The organism is Duganella sp. CT11-25 (assembly GCF_047302815.1).
Lineage (GTDB): Bacteria > Pseudomonadota > Gammaproteobacteria > Burkholderiales > Burkholderiaceae_D > Rugamonas.
This window is the reverse complement of sequence record NZ_JBKBFD010000001.1, coordinates 5,353,365-5,371,503: the sequence shown is the minus strand read 5'-3', so window position 1 is coordinate 5,371,503 and position 18,139 is coordinate 5,353,365. Positions and strand designations below refer to the sequence as shown.

Annotated in this window: 15 protein-coding genes and 1 rRNA gene; 6 read left to right on the top strand and 10 right to left on the bottom strand. The window is 63.2% G+C overall.

Features of this window, described 5'->3' with window-relative positions:
• Positions 1–28: 28 nt before the first annotated feature.
• The 8 genes from ptsP to ACEN9F_RS23095 all read right to left on the bottom strand — a co-directional run bounded on the left by ptsP (position 29) and on the right by ACEN9F_RS23095 (position 7,849).
• Positions 29–1,774 carry a phosphoenolpyruvate--protein phosphotransferase gene (gene ptsP, locus ACEN9F_RS23130; protein WP_413423704.1) on the bottom strand — a complete coding sequence of 582 codons (1,746 nt, stop codon included), beginning with the start codon at positions 1,772–1,774 and terminating at the stop codon, positions 29–31.
• A gap of 44 nt (positions 1,775–1,818) precedes the next feature.
• Positions 1,819–2,088, bottom strand: a complete 270-nt coding sequence (locus ACEN9F_RS23125; RefSeq protein WP_008444930.1) for an HPr family phosphocarrier protein — start codon at positions 2,086–2,088, stop codon at positions 1,819–1,821.
• Positions 2,089–2,170: 82 nt separating this feature from the next.
• Positions 2,171–2,578 (bottom strand): PTS sugar transporter subunit IIA, encoded by a 408-nt coding sequence (locus tag ACEN9F_RS23120; RefSeq protein WP_413423702.1) that lies wholly within the window; start codon positions 2,576–2,578, stop codon positions 2,171–2,173.
• Positions 2,579–2,647: 69 nt separating this feature from the next.
• On the bottom strand, positions 2,648–3,598 hold the full coding sequence (gene gshB, locus ACEN9F_RS23115) for a glutathione synthase (RefSeq protein WP_413423700.1): 951 nt from the start codon (positions 3,596–3,598) through the stop codon (positions 2,648–2,650).
• 97 nt (positions 3,599–3,695) lie between these two features.
• A complete protein-coding gene (gene gshA, locus ACEN9F_RS23110; protein ID WP_413423698.1) occupies positions 3,696–4,997 on the bottom strand; it encodes a glutamate--cysteine ligase in 1,302 nt (433 codons plus the stop codon).
• Positions 4,998–5,190: 193 nt separating this feature from the next.
• Complete coding sequence (locus tag ACEN9F_RS23105; RefSeq protein ID WP_413423696.1) at positions 5,191–6,738, bottom strand: ammonium transporter; 1,548 nt, start codon at positions 6,736–6,738, stop codon at positions 5,191–5,193.
• A gap of 11 nt (positions 6,739–6,749) precedes the next feature.
• Positions 6,750–7,088, bottom strand: a complete 339-nt coding sequence (locus ACEN9F_RS23100; protein WP_008444920.1) for a P-II family nitrogen regulator — start codon at positions 7,086–7,088, stop codon at positions 6,750–6,752.
• Positions 7,089–7,099: 11 nt separating this feature from the next.
• Positions 7,100–7,849: a TorF family putative porin gene (locus tag ACEN9F_RS23095; protein ID WP_413427151.1), complete on the bottom strand. Its 750-nt coding sequence runs from the start codon at positions 7,847–7,849 to the stop codon at positions 7,100–7,102.
• A gap of 284 nt (positions 7,850–8,133) precedes the next feature.
• On the opposite strand from ACEN9F_RS23095, the gene ACEN9F_RS23090 reads away from it, so the two are divergent.
• The 6 genes from ACEN9F_RS23090 to ACEN9F_RS23065 all read left to right on the top strand — a co-directional run bounded on the left by ACEN9F_RS23090 (position 8,134) and on the right by ACEN9F_RS23065 (position 13,903).
• Positions 8,134–8,382: an accessory factor UbiK family protein gene (locus ACEN9F_RS23090; RefSeq protein ID WP_413423694.1), complete on the top strand. Its 249-nt coding sequence runs from the start codon at positions 8,134–8,136 to the stop codon at positions 8,380–8,382.
• Positions 8,383–8,478: 96 nt separating this feature from the next.
• On the top strand, positions 8,479–9,993 hold the full coding sequence (locus ACEN9F_RS23085; RefSeq protein WP_413423692.1) for a YifB family Mg chelatase-like AAA ATPase: 1,515 nt from the start codon (positions 8,479–8,481) through the stop codon (positions 9,991–9,993).
• A 70-nt stretch (positions 9,994–10,063) separates the two neighbouring features.
• Positions 10,064–11,110, top strand: a complete 1,047-nt coding sequence (locus ACEN9F_RS23080) for a chemotaxis protein CheB (RefSeq protein WP_413423690.1) — start codon at positions 10,064–10,066, stop codon at positions 11,108–11,110.
• A gap of 70 nt (positions 11,111–11,180) precedes the next feature.
• Positions 11,181–12,887, top strand: a complete 1,707-nt coding sequence (locus ACEN9F_RS23075) for a M1 family metallopeptidase (RefSeq protein ID WP_413423688.1) — start codon at positions 11,181–11,183, stop codon at positions 12,885–12,887.
• Positions 12,887–13,384 (top strand): hypothetical protein, encoded by a 498-nt coding sequence (locus ACEN9F_RS23070; RefSeq protein ID WP_413427149.1) that lies wholly within the window; start codon positions 12,887–12,889, stop codon positions 13,382–13,384. The genes ACEN9F_RS23075 and ACEN9F_RS23070 overlap by 1 nt, the downstream gene beginning before the upstream one ends.
• Positions 13,385–13,561: 177 nt before the next feature.
• Positions 13,562–13,903 (top strand): DUF1840 domain-containing protein, encoded by a 342-nt coding sequence (locus ACEN9F_RS23065; RefSeq protein ID WP_413423686.1) that lies wholly within the window; start codon positions 13,562–13,564, stop codon positions 13,901–13,903.
• A 9-nt stretch (positions 13,904–13,912) separates the two neighbouring features.
• On the opposite strand, the gene ACEN9F_RS23060 is transcribed toward ACEN9F_RS23065, so the two are convergent.
• Both ACEN9F_RS23060 and rrf read right to left on the bottom strand, forming a co-directional pair.
• Entirely contained in the window at positions 13,913–17,821 is a 3,909-nt protein-coding gene (locus tag ACEN9F_RS23060) for a two-component regulator propeller domain-containing protein (RefSeq protein ID WP_413423684.1), read from the bottom strand.
• Between the two features lie 94 nt (positions 17,822–17,915).
• A 5S ribosomal RNA gene (gene rrf / locus ACEN9F_RS23055) occupies positions 17,916–18,028 on the bottom strand.
• Positions 18,029–18,139 lie beyond the last annotated feature (111 nt).

The window sequence follows — 18,139 nt, the reverse complement described above, 5'->3', positions numbered from 1 at the left end:
GACCGCGAGGATGGGTCCCACCAGCTTGCTACATCAACTGCAATTGTTCGACCGCGTCTGCAATTACGTTGGGTTCCATCGAGCGCATGATCTTGCGGGTTTGCGGCATGATGCGCACAAGATCGCTGTTCAGGATTTCCTGCTTGACCGACAGCAGTTGGGCCGGGTGCATCGAGAATTCCCGCAGCCCCATGCCCAGCAGCAGGCGTGTCAGTTTGACATCCCCCGCCATTTCGCCGCACACGGCGACGTCGATCCCGGCTTTATGCCCGGCCGCAATCGTCATCGAGATCAATTGCAGCACAGCCGGATGCAGCGGATTGTAAAGGTGTGCGACCTCATAATCAACCCGGTCGATCGCCAGCGTGTACTGGATCAGATCGTTGGTGCCGATGGACAGGAAGTCCATGCGCTTGACGAACATCGGCAGCGCCAACGCGGCGGCCGGGATTTCGATCATGGCGCCGACATCGACCGTGTCGTCGAACTTGACGCCGGCCTCGCGCAGCTCGGCCTTGGCCTGGGCGATCATCGCCAGCGACTGGTCGATCTCGAACGCATGCGCCAGCATCGGGATCAGGATGCGCACCTTGCCGAACGCCGAGGCGCGCAGGATGGCGCGCAGCTGCGTCAGGAAGATCTGCGGCTCGGCCAGGCAGTAGCGGATCGCCCGCAGGCCCAGCGCCGGGTTCAGCGCCGTGTGCTCGCTCTGGTCGAGCGGCTTGTCGGCGCCGATGTCGAGCGTGCGGATCGTCACCGGACGGCCCTTCATCGCCACCACGGCCTTCTTGTACTGCTCGAACTGCTCGTCCTCGGACGGGATCCTGCTGTTGCGGCCCATGAACAGGAATTCCGAGCGGAACAGGCCGACGCCGTTGGCGCCCGCCTCCATCGCGGCCGGGCAATCGTCCGGCAGCTCGATGTTGGCCAGCAGCGTGATCTCGGTGCCGTCCTTGGTGATGGCCGGGGTCTTTTTCAGCTTCTGCAGCTTCTTGCGCGCGCGGGCGGCGGCGTTTTGCCGTTCGCGGTACTGCTCCAGCACCAGCGCGCTCGGATTGGCGATCACCACGCCGGCGTCGCCGTCGATGATCAGCCAGTCGTCCTGCTCGATCAGGGTCGAGGCGCCGGACATGCCGACCGCCGCCGGGATGTCCAGGCTGCGGGCGACGATCGCCGTGTGCGAGTTCTGGCCGCCGACGTCGGTGACGAAGCCGATGAAGGAGCGGTCGCGGAACTGCAGCATGTCGGCCGGCGAGATGTCGTGCGCGACGATGATCATCTGCGGCTGCGGTTCGTCGTCGCCGCCGCTGCCGGCGGCTGGCAGCTGCTCGGTGCCCAGCAGCACCTTGAGCACCCGCTCGGCCACTTGCTGGATGTCGGCCTTGCGCTCGCGCAGGTAGGGGTCCTCGATTTCGTCGAACTGCGCCGACAGCTCATCGATCTGCGTCAGCAGCGCCCACTCGGCGTTATAGTGGCGGGCGCGGATGATGTCCAGCGGCGCCTCGGAAATCATCGGATCGGACAGGATCAGCGCATGGACGTCGATGAACGCGCCCAGCTCGGTCGGGGCGTCCTTCGGCAGTTCGTTCCACAGGGTTTGCAGTTCCTTGTGCACCTGGGCCAGCGCCTGCTGCAGGCGCGCCACTTCGGCCTCGACCTGCTCTTCGGCCACCAGGTAGTGCTTGACGTCCAGCGCGGCCGGCGCCAGCAGGTGGGCGCGGCCGATGGCGATGCCGCGCGAAACAGGAATGCCATGCAGCGTGAACGAGGCCATGGGAGGGCCTGCGGGAAAGCGGGGGCGGCTGCGTTCCGCTGGCATTACTCGCCTTCGCCGAACTTGTCGTTGACCAGCGCGGTCAAGGCGGCGATGCAGTCGCCCTCATCGGCGCCGTCGGCTTCCAGCGTGACCTTGGCGCCCTTGCCGGCGGCCAGCATCATCACGCCCATGATGGACTTGGCGTTGATGCGGCGCGCGTTGCGGGTCAGCCAGACGTCGCTTTGAAATTTTGCTGCCAGTTGGGTGAATTTGGCGGAGGCACGCGCATGCAAACCAAGCTTGTTGATAATCTCAAGTTCTTGTTGAATCATTTTTCTTTTGTCTCAATCAGAAATGCGCACTGCAAAAAAACCGCCGCCATGCCATGCACGCGGCGGCCACGTAATTCCCGCGTCAGGGCTGGCCGACGCGTATCCGGTTATCGACGCGCACCGCTCCACTTTGCGCGCCGGCCAGGGCCATCTCAACCACCACATCCAGCGTGTCGCGGCGGTAGGTGATCGCCCGCAGCAGCATCGGCAAACTGATGCCCGCGATGACTTCCACCCGGCCGGCGTCCGCCAGACGGTTACAGCAATTGGCGGGGGTGCCGCCCTTGACATCGGTAATGACCAACACGCCGTCGCCGTCGTCGAGGCGTTTGATCGCCTCCGACGCCAGCGTCTGGACTTCGCCGAGGTCCTGGTCGGCGATCACGTCGATCGCCTCCAGCCGCTCGGTGGGACCACGGAACACGTGGGCGCAGGCCGCGATAAAGGCCTGCCCCAGTGGTGCGTGCGTCATAAGCAGTATGCCAACCATATTCTTAAACCGCCAGTGAGCGCGGAGGCTTTTTTCAGCCCGCCGGCGCAATTATTGAAATTTTTCTTGTTACCGGCCCTGCGCCACGGCCGCTTCGACCGCGTCGACGAACATCGCGGCCACCGGGAAGCCGGCCTGCTGGGTGATTTCCTGGAAGCAGGTCGGACTGGTGACGTTTACTTCCGTGAGGAAATCACCAATAACATCTAATCCTACCAGCAACAGGCCGCGGGCGGCCAATATCGGGCCCAGGGTGGTGGCGATTTCGAGGTCGCGCTCGGTTAATGGCTGGGCCACGCCGACGCCGCCGGCCGCCAGGTTGCCGCGCACCTCGCCGTTTTGCGGGATGCGCGCCAGCGAAAACGGCACCGGCTTGCCGCCGATCACCAGGATGCGCTTGTCGCCCTTGACGATCTCCGGGATATAGCGCTGCGCCATAATGGTGCGCCGGCCGTTGTCGGTCAGCGTTTCGATGATGGAACCGAGGTTCATGCCGTCGGCCGTCACGCGGAACACGCCGGCGCCGCCCATGCCGTCCAGCGGCTTGAGGATGACCTCCTTGTGCAGCGCGTGGAAGGCGCGGATGCGCGCCTCGTCGGCGGTCACCAGGGTCGGCGAGGTGAACGCGCTGAACTGGGCGATCGCCAGCTTTTCATTGTGGTCGCGGATCGCCGATGGCTTGTTGAATACCATGGCGCCCTGCTGCTCGGCCAGCTCCAGCAGGTAGGTGCCGTAGACGTACTCCATGTCGAACGGCGGATCCTTGCGCTGGACGATGGCGTCGAACTCGCCGAGGTTGGTTTCCTGCCGCGGGGATGCGCGATACCAGTCGGTGGCGTCGCCGGTGAGGGTGATTTCAGCGGCCTTGGCGTAGACCACGCCGCTGTCCAGCGCCATGTCTTTTTGCTCGAAGGCGTAGACGGTGTGGCCGCGCTTGGCCGCTTCCACCATCATGGCGTAGGTCGAATCCTTGTAGGTCTTGAAGCTGGACAAGGGATCGGCGAGGAAAGCTATTTTCATGGGCGCATCCGTAAGGGGTAATGCCTGATTTTAGCCGAGATTCGCCGCCGGCACCGGCGAGGCGGCCGGGGCCGCCCTGCCGTGCGGACTGGACTGCCTAATAGACTTCCGGATTCGGATCGGTGCGTTCCATTTCCAGCGACGCCGCCAGCAGCGCCAGGCGCGCCACCACGCCGTACACATAGAAGCGGTTCGGCGCCGCCGTGCCCGGCTTGGCCTTCAGGTCCGGCACCGCGTGCTGCTGGGCGAACGCCAGCGGCACATACTGCGAGCCGGGCGCGTTGAGGTTCTGGTCGATGCCCTTTTCCGCATGCACGCGGTAGAAACCGCCGACCACGTAGCGGTCGATCATGTACACCACCGGCTCGGCCACCGCGTCCTTGATGCTCTCGAAGGTCGGCACGCCTTCCTGGATGATGAAGTCGGTCACTTCCTTGCCATCCTTGATGACGATCATCTTGTCGCGCTGGGCCTGGCTCAAGTCCTTGATTTCACTGGAATCCTTGATCGTCAGGATGCTGGTGCCGTAGGTCCCGGCGTCCGGCTTGACGATCACGAACGGCTTCTGGTCCTTCATGCCGTATTCCTTGTACTTCTTCTTGATCTTGGCCAGCAGCGCGTCGACATTGGCGGCCAGGCAGTCGTAGCCCTCGCCGGTGCGGAAGTTGACCGCGTCGCACTTGGCGTGGAACGGGTTCAGCATCCATGGATCGACGCCGATCAGCTTGCCGAACTTCTTGACCACCTCGTCATAGGCGTTCATGTGGTTGCTCTTGCGGCGCAGGGCCCAGCCGGCGTGCAGCGGCGGCAGCAGGCTTTGCTCGTGGATGTTCTGCAAAATGTCGGGAATGCCGGCCGACAGATCGTTGTTCAGCAGGATCGTGCACGGGTCGAAATCCTTCAGGCCCAGGCGGCGGCCGTTGGCCGAGCGCACCAGCGGCTCGACCACCAGCATATTGCCGTCAGGCAGGGCCAGCGGCGTCGGCTGGGTGATCTCCGGCGACAGCGAACCCAGGCGCACGTGCAGCCCGGTCTGGCGGAAGATCTGCATCAGCCGCGCCACGTTCTGCCAATAGGTCGGATGGCGCTGGGTCACTTCCGGGATCAGCAGCAGGTTGCGCGCGTCCGGGCAGTATTTGTCGATGGCGGCCATGGCGGCCTGCACCGACAGCGGCAGCATTTCGGTGGCCAGCAGGTTGAAGCCGCCGGGGAACAGGTTGGTATCGACCGGCGCCAGCTTGTAGCCGGCGTTGCGCATATCGACCGAGCAATAGAACGGCGGCGTGTGTTCCTGCCACTCCAGGCGGAACCAGCGCTCAATGGCGGGCGTCGACGCCAGGATTTTTTCTTCGAGGTCGAGCAGCGGTCCGGTCAGGGCCGTGGCGAGGTGGGGAACCATGATTACTTCCTTAAATGATGCGGGAGGACGACCCTCCAGGCACGCAGAACATCCGATATTACCGTGCAGATAGCCCAAATCGGGGCGAAAACCCTATTTTAAAGGCGGGAAATAAAAAAAGCGCCTCTTTTGGAGGCGCTTTTCGGCGTCCCGCCATGGCAGGACTTTACAACATTATCAATTCAACACAGGTTTAAACGTGATACGCGGACTCGCCATGGGTGGTGATGTCCAGGCCTTCGCGCTCTTCCTCTTCCGGAACGCGCAGGCCGATGACGATGTCCACCAGCTTGTAGGCGATCAGCGACACGATGCCCGACCACAGGATGGTGACGCCGACGCCGGTAGCCTGGACCATGACCTGCGCCGAGATCGAGTAGTCAGCCGATGCCTTGTTGGCAACGTAGTCGAAGATGCCCTGGCCGCCCAGCGACGGTGCAGCGAACACACCGGTCAGGATCGCGCCCAGGATACCGCCGACGCCGTGCACGCCGAACACGTCCAGCGAGTCGTCGGCGCCCAGCAGGCGTTTCAGGCCGTTCACGCCCCACAGGCAGATCACGCCGGCCAGCAGGCCGATGATCAGTGCGCCCATCGGACCGACGAAGCCGCAGGCCGGGGTGATGGCGACCAGACCGGCCACCGCACCCGAAGCGCCACCCAGCATCGATGGCTTGCCTTTGAAGATCCATTCGGCGAACACCCAGGCCACGGTGGCGGCGGCGGTCGCCAGCAGCGTGTTGATGAAGGCCAGGCCGGCGATGTCGCCAGCTTCCAGCGACGAGCCGGCGTTGAAACCGAACCAGCCGACCCACAGCAGCGATGCGCCGATCATGGTCATGGTGACCGAGTGTGGCGCCATCGATTCGCGGCCGTAGCCGACGCGCTTGCCGATCATGAAGGCACCCACCAGGCCGGCAACCGCGGCGTTGATGTGCACCACGGTACCACCGGCGAAGTCCAGCGCGCCTTTTTGGAACAGGAAGCCGGCTTTGGCGGTTTCGGTCGCCAGGGTGGCGGCGTCCTTGATCGCGTCAGGGCCGGTCCAGAACCAGACCATGTGCGCCATCGGCAGGTAGGCGAAGGTGAACCAGATCACGATGAAGGCCAGCACGGCGGTGAACTTGGCGCGCTCGGCGAAGGCGCCGATGATCAGGCCGCAGGTGATCGCGGCGAACGTGCCCTGGAAGGCGACGAACACGAACTCGGGAATCACCACGCCTTTGCTGAAGGTGGCGGCGTAGGCGAAAGTGCCCTTGACCGGATCCCAGATATTGTTCAGGAAGGTGCGGTCATGCAGGTTGCCGAAGAAGGCGTTGCCTTCGGTGAACGCCAGCGAGTAGCCGTAGATGCACCACAGCACGATGATCACTGCAAACACCATGAACACTTGCATCAGGATCGACAGCATGTTCTTGGAACGGACCAGGCCACCGTAGAACAGGGCCAGGCCGGGAATCGTCATCAAGATCACCAGCAGGGTCGAGACCATCATCCAGGCGGTGTCGCCCTTTTGCGGCGTCGGCGCGGCGGCCGGCGCGGCTGGCGCGGCTTCCGCAGCGGCGGGAGCGGCGGCGGCAGGCGCGGCAGCTGGCGCCACTGCAGGTGCCGACGCGGCAGGCGCGACGGCGGCAGCAGCCGGCGCTTCAGCTGCCGGCTTGGCATCCTGGGCGTGGACCGGCGCGGCGAGCGCAAACAGGATGGATACCCCAGCTAGCAAACTTGTTATAGTTTTCTTCATCAATCTTCCCCTTAAAGAGCTTCGTTGCCGGTCTCACCGGTACGAATGCGGATCACTTGTTCCAGGTTGTACACGAAGATCTTGCCGTCACCGATTTTGCCGGTGCGGGCAGCGCCTTCGATCGCTTCGATAGCCTGTTCGACGATGGAATCGTCCACCGCCGCCTCGATCTTGGTCTTCGGCAGGAAGTCCACCACGTACTCCGCACCGCGATACAGCTCGGTGTGGCCTTTTTGACGACCGAAGCCCTTGACCTCGGTCACGGTAATGCCTTGCACGTTGATCGCCGACAAGGCCTCGCGGACCTCGTCTAGCTTGAACGGCTTGATAATGGCGGTAATCATTTTCATACTGGCCTCGCTTAGAAGGTTTTGGAAATGGTCAGGACTGCGCCGGTTTTACCCAGGTTCTTCCCTTTTCCGACGTAGGCTTCCGTATCGGCATAGACCGCCGCCAATGCCACACTAACCACGCCGAAATCTTTGGTGACGCCGACCTTGTAGTCGGTATAGCTGGCCGCGCCGTTGTTCTTCACGTTCTGGTGACCGACGTGCAGGTTCAGGATGTAGCCGTCGTACACTTCGTTATTGAACTGGCCGTCCACATAGCCCGAGTTCTTGCTGTCGGCGAAGCCGAACAGGTTGGTGGTCGATTGCGAGTACTTGACCGAGAACGGACCGGCCGAGATCTGGCCATACAGCTCGAAGGTGTTGGCGCTCGGGTTCAGGCCGTTCTGCGGGTAGTAGTAGTACAGGCCGCCGACGTCATAGGTAATATCCTTGGTGATCTCGCCCTTCTTGCCAGCGTACAGATCCCATTCAACCTGGCCATCGCCGCCGCCGTCCTTGGTCCACTTGATGGTGGAGAGCCAGGTACCGGCGTAGAAGCCGGTCGGATTGTTCACGTAATCCGCGCCGCCCTGCAGGGCCGGCTTCAGACGGGATTGCGATACGCCGCGGTAACGGTAGTCGCTGACAACGGCAGCGTTAAAGCTGACTTGGTTGTCTGGTACCGCCTCAGGAGCGGGTGCCGCTTCCTGTGCCTGCGCCGAGGCGCTCATGGAGGCGAATGCTAAGGTCAACGCTGCGATCAGGGTAAAGTTCTTGGTCATTTTCATAATTGTTTTTCCTAGTGAGTTGAACTTAGTTAGCGGTTGCGGTTTAAAATCCTTGTTAAGCGAAGCAATGAAAAGCATTCATTGGCTTCTTTAGCAGAATGCGTGCCAGCTAATGTTGTCTAGGAGATAGCTGCCGTATCATCGACGACAATGGGTCTGCTCTGGCGAAAGTGAGAATCGGAGCGGGCGCAACGTTGAATTTCAAAGAATTCGCACCACATTAACGCCAGGGTGCACCGAAATAGTGCATCGCCAGTCCAACCAGATCAAGGAATATTATGGATATGAACACTTTTTTTAATGACTTGCAAAACAAGATCAGCCAGGCGATCGAAAACTCACCAGCAAAGGACATTGAGAAGAACGTCAAGTCCATGATGACGCAGGGCTTCTCCAAACTGGACCTGGTCACGCGCGAAGAGTTCGATGTGCAGACGCAAGTGCTGGCCAAGACCCGCGCCAAGCTGGAAGCGCTGGAAACCCGCTTGGCCGAGCTGGAAGCGAAGGCGGACAACAAGTCCGCGTAAGTTCCCGATCGCGTCGGTCCGTTTGGGCTAACGCAAGGCGACGCGGCGGGCTTGGGCTACGCTGGCGGCTGGTTCCCCTCGCCAGTTCGCCATCCCATGAGCCTCGCCGTACTCAAAAGCCGCGCCCTGGCCGGCATGGACGCGCAGGAAGTCAGCGTCGAAGTGCACCTGGCCAACGGCTTGCCCAGCTTTGCCATCGTCGGCCTGGCCGACACCGAGGTCAAGGAAGCCAAGGACCGGGTCCGCGCCGCCATCCAGAACGGCGGCTTCGACTTCCCCGCGCAACGCATCACCGTCAACCTGGCGCCGGCCGACCTGCCCAAGGAATCCGGCCGCTTCGATCTGCCGATCGCGCTCGGCATCCTGGCCGCCTCGCGGCAAATCCCCTCCACCCGCTTGCATCAATACGAGTTCGCCGGCGAACTGTCGCTGTCCGGCGAGCTGCGGCCTATCCGCGGCGCACTGGCGATGTCGCTGGCCACCCGCCGCGACGGCGGCCGGCGCGCCTTCATCCTGCCGCAGGCCAACGCCGACGAGGCGGCGCTGGTCGCCACCGCGTCCATCTATCCGGCCGCATCGCTGCTGCAGGTGTGCGGCCACTTTGCCGCCAAGTCGACGGATGCCATGCTGTCGCGCCACGAATCGGCGCCGCTGCTGGTGCCGCCGGAATATCCCGACTTTGCCGACGTCAAAGGCCAGCGGCTGGTCAAGCGCGCGCTGGAGGTGGCGGCGGCCGGCAACCACAGCATCCTGTTGGTCGGCCCGCCGGGCGCCGGCAAGACCATGCTGGCGGTGCGCTTCGCCGGGCTGTTGCCGGTGATGACGGATGAAGAGGCGCTGGAGGCGGCCGCCGTGCAATCGCTGACCGGCAGTTTTCGCATCGAGCACTGGAAGCGGAGGCCATTTCGCGCGCCGCACCACACGTCGTCCGGCGCGGCATTGGTGGGCGGCGGCAGCGTGCCGCGTCCAGGCGAAATCTCGCTGGCGCATCGCGGCGTCTTGTTCCTCGACGAATTCCCCGAATTCGATCGCAGGGTATTGGACGTGCTGCGCGAACCGATGGAATCGGGCCGCATCACCATCTCGCGCGCGGCGCGGCAAGCCGACTTCCCGGCGCACTTCCAATTGATCGCGGCGATGAACCCTTGCCCTTGCGGCTACGACGGCCACCCCAGCGGCATCTGCCGCTGCTCGCCCGACATCATCAAGCGTTACCAGAGCCGCATCTCCGGCCCGCTGCTCGACCGCATCGACATCCAGATGGAAGTCGGCGCGGTCGATCCGGAAATCCTGGCCGCCGATGCCGACGGCGAATCGTCGCTCGTCATCGCCGCCCGCGTGCAAAGGGCAACGGACCTGCAGCTGCAACGGCAGGGCAAGCGCAATCAGTATCTGTCCACGCGCGAAATCGACCAGCTCTGCAAGCCGGACAAGCCCGGCAAGGCGAAACTCAAGATCAGCATGCAGCGCTTCCAATGGTCGGGCCGCGCCTACCACCGCATCCTGCGCGTGGCGCGCACCATCGCCGACCTCGCCGGCAGCGAGCGCATCCTCGAACCCCACGTCATGGAAGCGATCCAATATCGCCGGGCGTTGCGGGAGCTGAAGTGACGCAGCCAACCGTGCCTGCGGCAAAGCGGAACTGGGATACAGTGGTGTCGTTACCTCAGAGGAAAGTGTCATGGCCAAGTCCCATAGCACGCCATCCAAGCCCGGCGCCGCGAAAGCGCCGATCGTCGTCATCGGCGCTTCCGCCGGCGGCATGGCCGCGCTGCGCGCGCTGCTGGCACAGTTGCAACCTGGCTTCCCGGCGCCGATACTGATCGTCCTGCACATGGCCGCCACGGCGTCGACCGACACCCAGATCAGCCTGCTTGGCCGCGACAGCGCCTTGCCCTGCCATGCCGCCGAGCATGGCAAGAAGCCGCTGCCCGGGCACGTCTACCTGGCCAGGCCGGACCAGCACCTGATGCTGGCTGGGGAGCGGATGCGGCTGACCAAGGGCGCGCGCGAAAACCGGTCCCGTCCCGCCATCGACACGCTGTTCCGCTCGGCGGCGGTGGCCTATGGCAACCGGGTGATCGCGGTGATCCTGACCGGCTATCTGGACGACGGCACGGCCGGCATGGAAGCCGTGCACCGCTGCGGCGGGCTGTGCGTCGTCCAGGATCCGGTCGACGCCGCCTATCCCGACATGCCGCAGAACGTGATCAACAATGCCTGGGTGGACAAATGTGTTGTCCTGGCCGATATGGGTCCGCTGCTGACGCGGCTGGCCGACCGCAAGCGGGGCAAGCGCAAGCCCGTGCCGCGCGACGTGGCGACCGAATCGAAGATTGCCGAGCGCGTGCTCAGCGATCTTGGGTCGGTCGACGCCCTGGGCCAGCAGGTGCCCTTCAACTGCCCGGGGTGCGGCGGCGTGCTGTGGGAGGTCGGCAAGGCGGGCCAGCTGCGCTACCGCTGCCATACCGGCCACGCCTATACGGCGGCGACGCTGCTGGCCGAGCAAACGGCAAAAATGGAAGAGACCATGTGGGTGGCATTGCGCATGTTCGAAGAGAACCGCAACCTTCTGGTCAAAATGGACGCCGAGGGTGCCGGAGCACCGTCCCACAAGGAGCGCATCGCCCAATCCGCCATACACATCGGCCGCATCCGCGCCATGCTGCAAGCCGATACGTCCCATCCGGCGGAGCCCGGCAAAAAGAAACCCGCGCCGCGCAAGTGAGCCGTCAAGTGGCAGTGACGCGGACTCAACTGCTATATTGACGGCAGTTTACGCACATCCTTGGACGCCCATGCCACGCCTGCCCTTTTATCTCGCCGCCAGCGCCCTGCTGGCCGGCTGCGCCACCACCCAAGCGCCGCTGACCGACTTCACCGCCAATTCCGGCAGTCCGCGCGCGCCGGAGCAACTGGCGGTGACGTTTGAAAAAGTCGATCTGGCGCTGCGCGTCGATCCGGCCACGCAAAGCATCAGCGGCGATGCCGCGCTGACCTTCCTGCTGAAGGAAGCGCTGACCCGCATCGCCGTCGAGCTGGACCGCAACCTGCCGATCGACAGCGCCAGCGTGGACGGCGTCGCGCTCGCGCCGTCGGCGATCAGCAATCCCGAAGGCCGCCTCTACCTGACCTTGCCGACGCCGCTGGATGCCGGCGCCCGCACCACCGTGCGCATCCGCTATCACGGCGTGCCGCACGTGGCCAAGCGCGCGCCGTGGGACGGCGCCTTCATGTGGAGCAAAACCGAAGACGGCCAGCCCTGGATTTCCACCACCGTCGAAGGCGAAGGCTGCGATATGTTTTGGCCGTGCATCGACCATCCGATGGGCAAGCCGCAGCTGATCGACCTGCACATCAGCGTGCCGTCGCCGCTGGTCGTGGCCGGCAACGGCGTCGCCCTCGGCATGCAGGAAAAGGATGGCTGGCGCACCTACAACTGGCGCGCCAGGAACCCCAGCACCTACGGCGTCGCGCTCAACATCGGCCCCTACGACATGCTGTCCGGCGACTACGCCAGCAAGTACGGCAACACCATCCCGCTGCGCATGTGGTACCTGAAGGGCCACGACAAGCAAGCCCAGGGCCTGTTCAGCGAGTTCGCGCCCATGCTGGCCTTCTTTGAAAACCGCATCGGCCCCTATCCGTTCGGCGACGAGAAGATGGGCGTGGTCGAGACGCCGCACCTGGGCATGGAACACCAGACCATCAACGCCTACGGCAACGGCTACGCCAAATCGCCCTACGGCTACGATTGGCTGCTGCATCACGAGCTGTCGCACGAGTGGTTCGGCAACCAGATGACCAACGCCGACTGGGACGATATGTGGCTGCATGAAGGCTTTGGCGCTTACATGCAGCCGCTGTATCTGCAGCAGTTGCGCGGCGAGATGGAGTTCCAGGCCGAGCTGTTCGTGCATCGCAAGGGCATCAAGAACAAAGTCGCCATCGTCAGCGGCAAGTCCAGGCGCATCGAAGATGTGTACGACGACGAGCGTGGCGGCCCCGGCAACGATATCTACATCAAAGGCTCGCTGATCCTGCACACGCTGCGCAACCTGATCGGCGACGACGCCTTCTTCCGCGCCACGCGCCGCATGGTGTACGGCACCGATACGCCGGTGCCCGGCAACTTCCAGCCGCGCTGGAGTAGCACCAGGGAATTCATCGCCCTGGCCAACGACGCCAGCGGCCGCGACCTGGGCTGGTTCTTCGACGCTTACCTGTACCACGCCGCGCTGCCGGAACTGGTGGAGGAACGCAGCGGCAAGCAGCTCAAGCTGCGCTGGAAGCTGAACGACGGCGGCGCCTTCCCGATGCCGCTGGAAGTGCGCGTCAACGGCAGCATCGAAAAACTGGCGATGACCGACGGCGGCGGCGAGCTGACGCTGCCGGACCATGCAAGCTATACCATCGATCCGTATTCGCGCATACTGCGTCAGGAAGCCCGCATCGACGAGTGGCAACGCGCGGAAGAAGAACGCAAAAAGAAAGCCCAAAAATGATGAAGCAACTCTCCCTCGCCCTGCTGCTGGCGGCAAGCTTGTCCGCCTGCAGCCCGCAATACGATTGGCGCGACTATCGCAGCAACGACGCGCCGTACGCGGTGCTGTTCCCCGGCAAGCCCGCCACCCAGACCCGCGACATCAAGCTCGACCAGCTGGACGTCAGCATGACGATGACGGCGGCCGAGGTGGACGGCGTGATCTTCGCGGTGGGCAGCGCGCAGGTGCCGGATGCGGCGCAGGCGCCCGCCGCCGTCGAGGCGATGAAAACCGCGCTGGTCAAGAATATCGGCGCCACCGTCACCAGCAGCAAATCCCCCGCCGCCGGCACGCTCGAGGTCGAGGCCAGCGGTAGCCAGAATGGTGAGGCAATGCGCCTGATCGGACGTTTCATTGCCAAAGACAAAAGAATCTACCAGGTCATCGTCATGGGCCGGGCGAAGAATATGGTGCAGGACACCGTCGAAACCTACCTCAGCTCCTTCAAATTGAACTGAATCCGGAGCGCTGGCTTAGAAAATGCTTAATTGGTGTGCGTCAGCGCCCATACAGCTGAGCGAACACCTTGTAAAGTTGCTGACATGACCTAATGTCTATAGTGACGGACGTGCCGTTGCCTACGAGAATCGGCGCACCGTGGATATCGTTCACCAATAAGACTAAGAAAGCGCTTTATGTTAATTTCATTCAAATCCAAATCCAGCCCCGAAGTCCTGATGTACCAGGAGCACGCCCAGCGCATTCTCGACCTGCTGCATAAAAATCCGACACGCGGCGTCATCACCGCGGCCGAAGCGGCGCAAGCCTTGTCCGTGCTGGAACATGAAGTTGCTGAAACCAAGCTGCACCCGGAAAATGACGTCGAACACGACGCCCATGCGCATGAGAAAGAGGAAGGCGAGACGGTGGAACACGCCGTCGCACAACGCGTGCACTTTGCCGCGCGCGCCTACCCCTTGCTGGAAATGCTGCGCGCCGCCAAGCAGGATAATGAAAACATCATCTGGGGCATCTAGGCGCCAGTGCTAATCTCCCGCTAGCGAGGCCTTCAGCGGGAGATCCATCGTAAAGCGGGTACCGACGTCGACCACGCTGTCGACACGGATGCTGCCGTCCAGCAGCGACGTGACGATGTTGTAGGTGATGCTCAGGCCCAGCCCGTTGCCGCCCTGCCCCAGCTTGGTCGTGAAGAAGGGATCGAAGATGCGCGCCTGATGTTCGATGGCGATGCCCTTGCCGTTATCCTGGAACACGATGCGCACCCGGTCCGTTCCCAGCCGCACCGCCCACAGGCGGATCTCGCCGCCGCTGCGGCCTTCAAACGCATGCAATAGCGCATTGTTGATCAGGTTGATGATCACCTGGCCGTAAGGCCCGGGGAAGCTGTCCATCGCAATATCGTCCGGCATGTCCAGCTCGATCTGGTGGCCGGCCTTGCGGATCTGGTTCTTCATCGTCGTGACGATTTCCTGGCTGGCCTGGTGCAGGTTGAAATCGCGCCGCTTGGCGCTGGCCTGGTCCACCGCCACCTGCTTGAAACTGTTCACCAGTTCGGCCGCGTTGCGCAGGCTGCGCATCAGCAAGGTCGACGCTTCGCGCGCGGCATCGATAAAGCTGCTCAGGTCGGAGCGGCGCATCGCGTTCTGGTTGTTGCGCAGCTCGATCTCGCAGGTCTTGTCTTCCAGCGTGCTGGCGATCACCAGGCTGTTGCCGATCGGCGTGTTGAGCTCGTGCGCGACGCCGGCCACCAGCGAGCCCAGCGCCGCCAGCTTCTCGCGCTCCACCAACTGCTGCTGGGTGTCCTGCAGTTGCCGATACGAATCCGCATTGGCAAACGCCACCGCCACATACGAGGCCAGCGTGTTCAGCATGTCGAGGTCGATGCGCTGGTAGGCGTGCGCGCGATAGCTGTGCACGGTGATCACGCCGCGCACCTGGCCGCTGACCGAGATCGGCACATAGATCAGCGAGCGCGGCTCGGTCGGCAGCGAGCCGTCTTCCAGCGTGCCCATGTCGTCGGCGCCGGACACCAGGTCCAGCGTCGCGATATAGTGATGGTATTCCTGCTCCAGGTCGTTAATGAACACTTCCTGCGCATGGGTGATGCACCACACCGCCAGCTGGTTCGGCTCCTGCATGCTGCGCGTGTACGGCGTGTAGCGCTTGCCCTTCTCCATCGCGAACGGATACTCGATCAGCTCCTGCTCCGGCCGGTAGATGCCGATGCCGAACACGCTGGCGTCCATCAGCGCATGCACCTGCTGGTACAGCATCGACATGATGGCTTCGCTGTCGAGGTTGGCGGTGATGCGGCGGCCGATATCGGACAGCAGCGAAATGTTCCGGTGCGCCAGCTCCACGCTTTCCTTCTGGTGCTCGGCTTCCCGCTTCTGCCGCTCGATCGATTCATTCTGCTGCACCAGCTCGCGCGTGCGGCTGCCGACCTCCGCCTCCAGTTCCTGTTTTTGCCGCACCAGCATGCGGATGCGCACGCGGAACAGCAGGTAGCCGCCGCCCAATGCCAGGCTGGCCAGCAGCAGGCGGAACCACCAGGTTTTCCAGAGCGGCGGCGCGATCGTCAATTCCAGCGAGACCGGCTCGGTGCTCCACACGCCGTCCTTGTTGGCGGCCTTGACGCGAAACACATAGCGGCCCGGATCGAGGTTGGTATAGGTGGCAAAGCGCTTGCTCGCGTCCGCGGTGACCCATTGCGGATCGAAGCCTTCGAGCTGGTAGGCGTAGCGGTTGCGCTTGGGATCGGCGTGATGCACACCGGCGAACTCAAACGAAAACACCGCGTCGCGATAGCTCAACGCCAGCGCTTTCGCTTCGTAGATCGGGCCCTTGGGCAGCACGTCGGTGCGCGGCATATCCGTCAGTATCGACTGGTTGAAAATCGAAAAGTCGGTGATCGACACCAGCGGCGGATGCGGATTGTCGTGTATGCGCGCCGGTTGGAACGCGGTCATGCCCTCCAGGCCGCCGAAGTACAGCGTGCCGTCCGCCGCGCGATAACCGGAGCCGATGAAATACGAACCGTCGATCAAGCCATCCTTGGCCGTGTACTCCTTGAACGCGCCGGTCTCCGGATTGAACACCGACAGGCCCGCCGTGCTGCTGATCCACAAGCGGCCCTTGTCGTCGCCGAGGATGGCGCCGATCGGATCGGATGCGCGGCCGCCGCTGAGCGGATAAAAACGGAAATGCAGTTCGCCGCCGGCGTCGCTTTTCGCCATGCACAAGCCGGCCGCCGTGCCTATCCACAGGCGCTCCTGCGCATCTTCATAAAGATAGTGCACGCGCTTGTGGCTCAGGCTGTCGGGATTGCGCGGATCGTGCCGGTAGTGGCGGAACTTGCCGGTGGCCGGATCAAAACGGTCCAGGCCGTTTTCGGTGCCGACCCACAGGATGCCGCGCCGGTCCTGCATCAGCGCATAGATGCGCCCGCTCACGCTGCCGGCATCTGCAGGATCGATCGGATAGCTATGGACCGCCAGCGTCTGCGGATCGATACGGTGCAAGCCCGCGCGCGAGCCCGCCCAGATCACGCCGGCGCGGTCGACCAGTACCCGCTGGATCGATTTGGCAAGCGTATCCTCGCCCAGCGATACCGGAGAGAAGGCGCCGCCGGCGGGATCGCGCCAAACGAGACCGCCAATCCCGCCTACCCACAGCCGGCCCTGCTGGTCGGTATCGACGGACATCAGTTGATCGATGGGCAGGCCGCCTGGCGTATGGCTGTCGCGCCGCCAGGTCTCGACGCCGCCCTGGGCCGTATCTAGCCGCACCAGTCCCTCGGCGGTCCCCAGCCACAGCTTGCCGCCGCCGGCGCTGCCGATGGTGCGCACTTTGCTGCTGAGGATGCCGGGCAGTACACCGGGCGATTCCGTATAGCGCTCGAAGCCGCCACTACCGAGGTCGACGCGGTCGACGCCGGTATACCAATTGCCGACCCACAGCGTGCCGGTGCGGTCCTGGTACAGCGCGCTGACCTGGTTGTCGCTGATGCCGTGGCGGTTCAGGTTGTCGCGCCGGTAGCTGTAAAAGCGGCCGGTGACGGGATCGCGGCGCTTCAGGCCGTCGACAAAGGTACCGGCCCACAAAGTGCCCTCGCTATCGTGCAGCAACTTGGTGACGCGCTGGTTCGGCAAGGCATCGGCGGCGGGCAGCCCGATGCGTTCGGCCGAGGCGCCGTTCAGGCGCCAGGCCTGCAGGCCGTTCAATGTACCGGCCCACAGCACACCATCGGGGCCGATGGAGAGCGACAGGATGTGATTCTCTGGAAGCGCTTCGCGGGTGCCGAAATGGTGGAACTTGCTGGCGCCGGCAGGCAGCAGTTCCAGGCCGCTGGCCGTGCCGATCCAGAGATTGCCTTGCTGGTCGCGCACCAGCGCGTTGACGCGATCGTCGCTGATGCTGTCGTCGTCGCCGTCGGCGTGGCGCAGCGTCCTTGCCCGGCCGCTGGCGATATCGAAATGCAGCAAGCCGTCGCTGGTGGTCAGCCACAATCCGCCGGCACCATCGCCGGCGATGCCGGTGACGGAGAGATTGCCGTCTTTGATCAGTTGATGAACGAAGGATTGAGCCGCGGCGTCATAGCGGTCCAGGCCGCCCTTGCTGCCGATCCAGATCTGGCCGCCGGCGTCTTCAAACAGCGCCTGCACATAGTTGTCGAGCAGGCTGCGCGGGTTGCCGGGATCGTTCTTGAAGCCCGTCATGCGGTAGCCGTCATAACGGTTCAAGCCGGCCTGCGTCCCCATCCACATATAGCCATGCCTGTCCTGCAGCACGCTGGTCACGGATTCCTGGGTCAAGCCCTCGTCGACGCCTAGACGTTCAAACCGCAGGCTCAACGGCGATGCCTGCGCGATAGCGCAGACGGCCCACAACAGCAGGCTGCATAAATGGAAAGGACGTATTGCGTAACCTGACATAGGGTTGCATCTCCGATATCAGCTCATTTTAATGCACAAAAGCAAAAAACCCCCATCTGCGCTCACGGCGGATGGGGGTTTTTCTAAATAACTAGCTTGACGATAACCTACTTTCACACTGGTTGCAGCACTATCATCGGCGCAGAGTTGTTTCACGGTCCTGTTCGGGATGGGAAGGGGTGGGACCAACTTGCTATGGTCATCAAGCTTTGACTTGTAAGAGCGGCGCGTGGCGCCATCTCGGAATCTGGAGAAGCAAGTAAATGGGTAATGAAGTTGTATCAACGAACGTTCCAACATACTTCTCATTCTCTACAC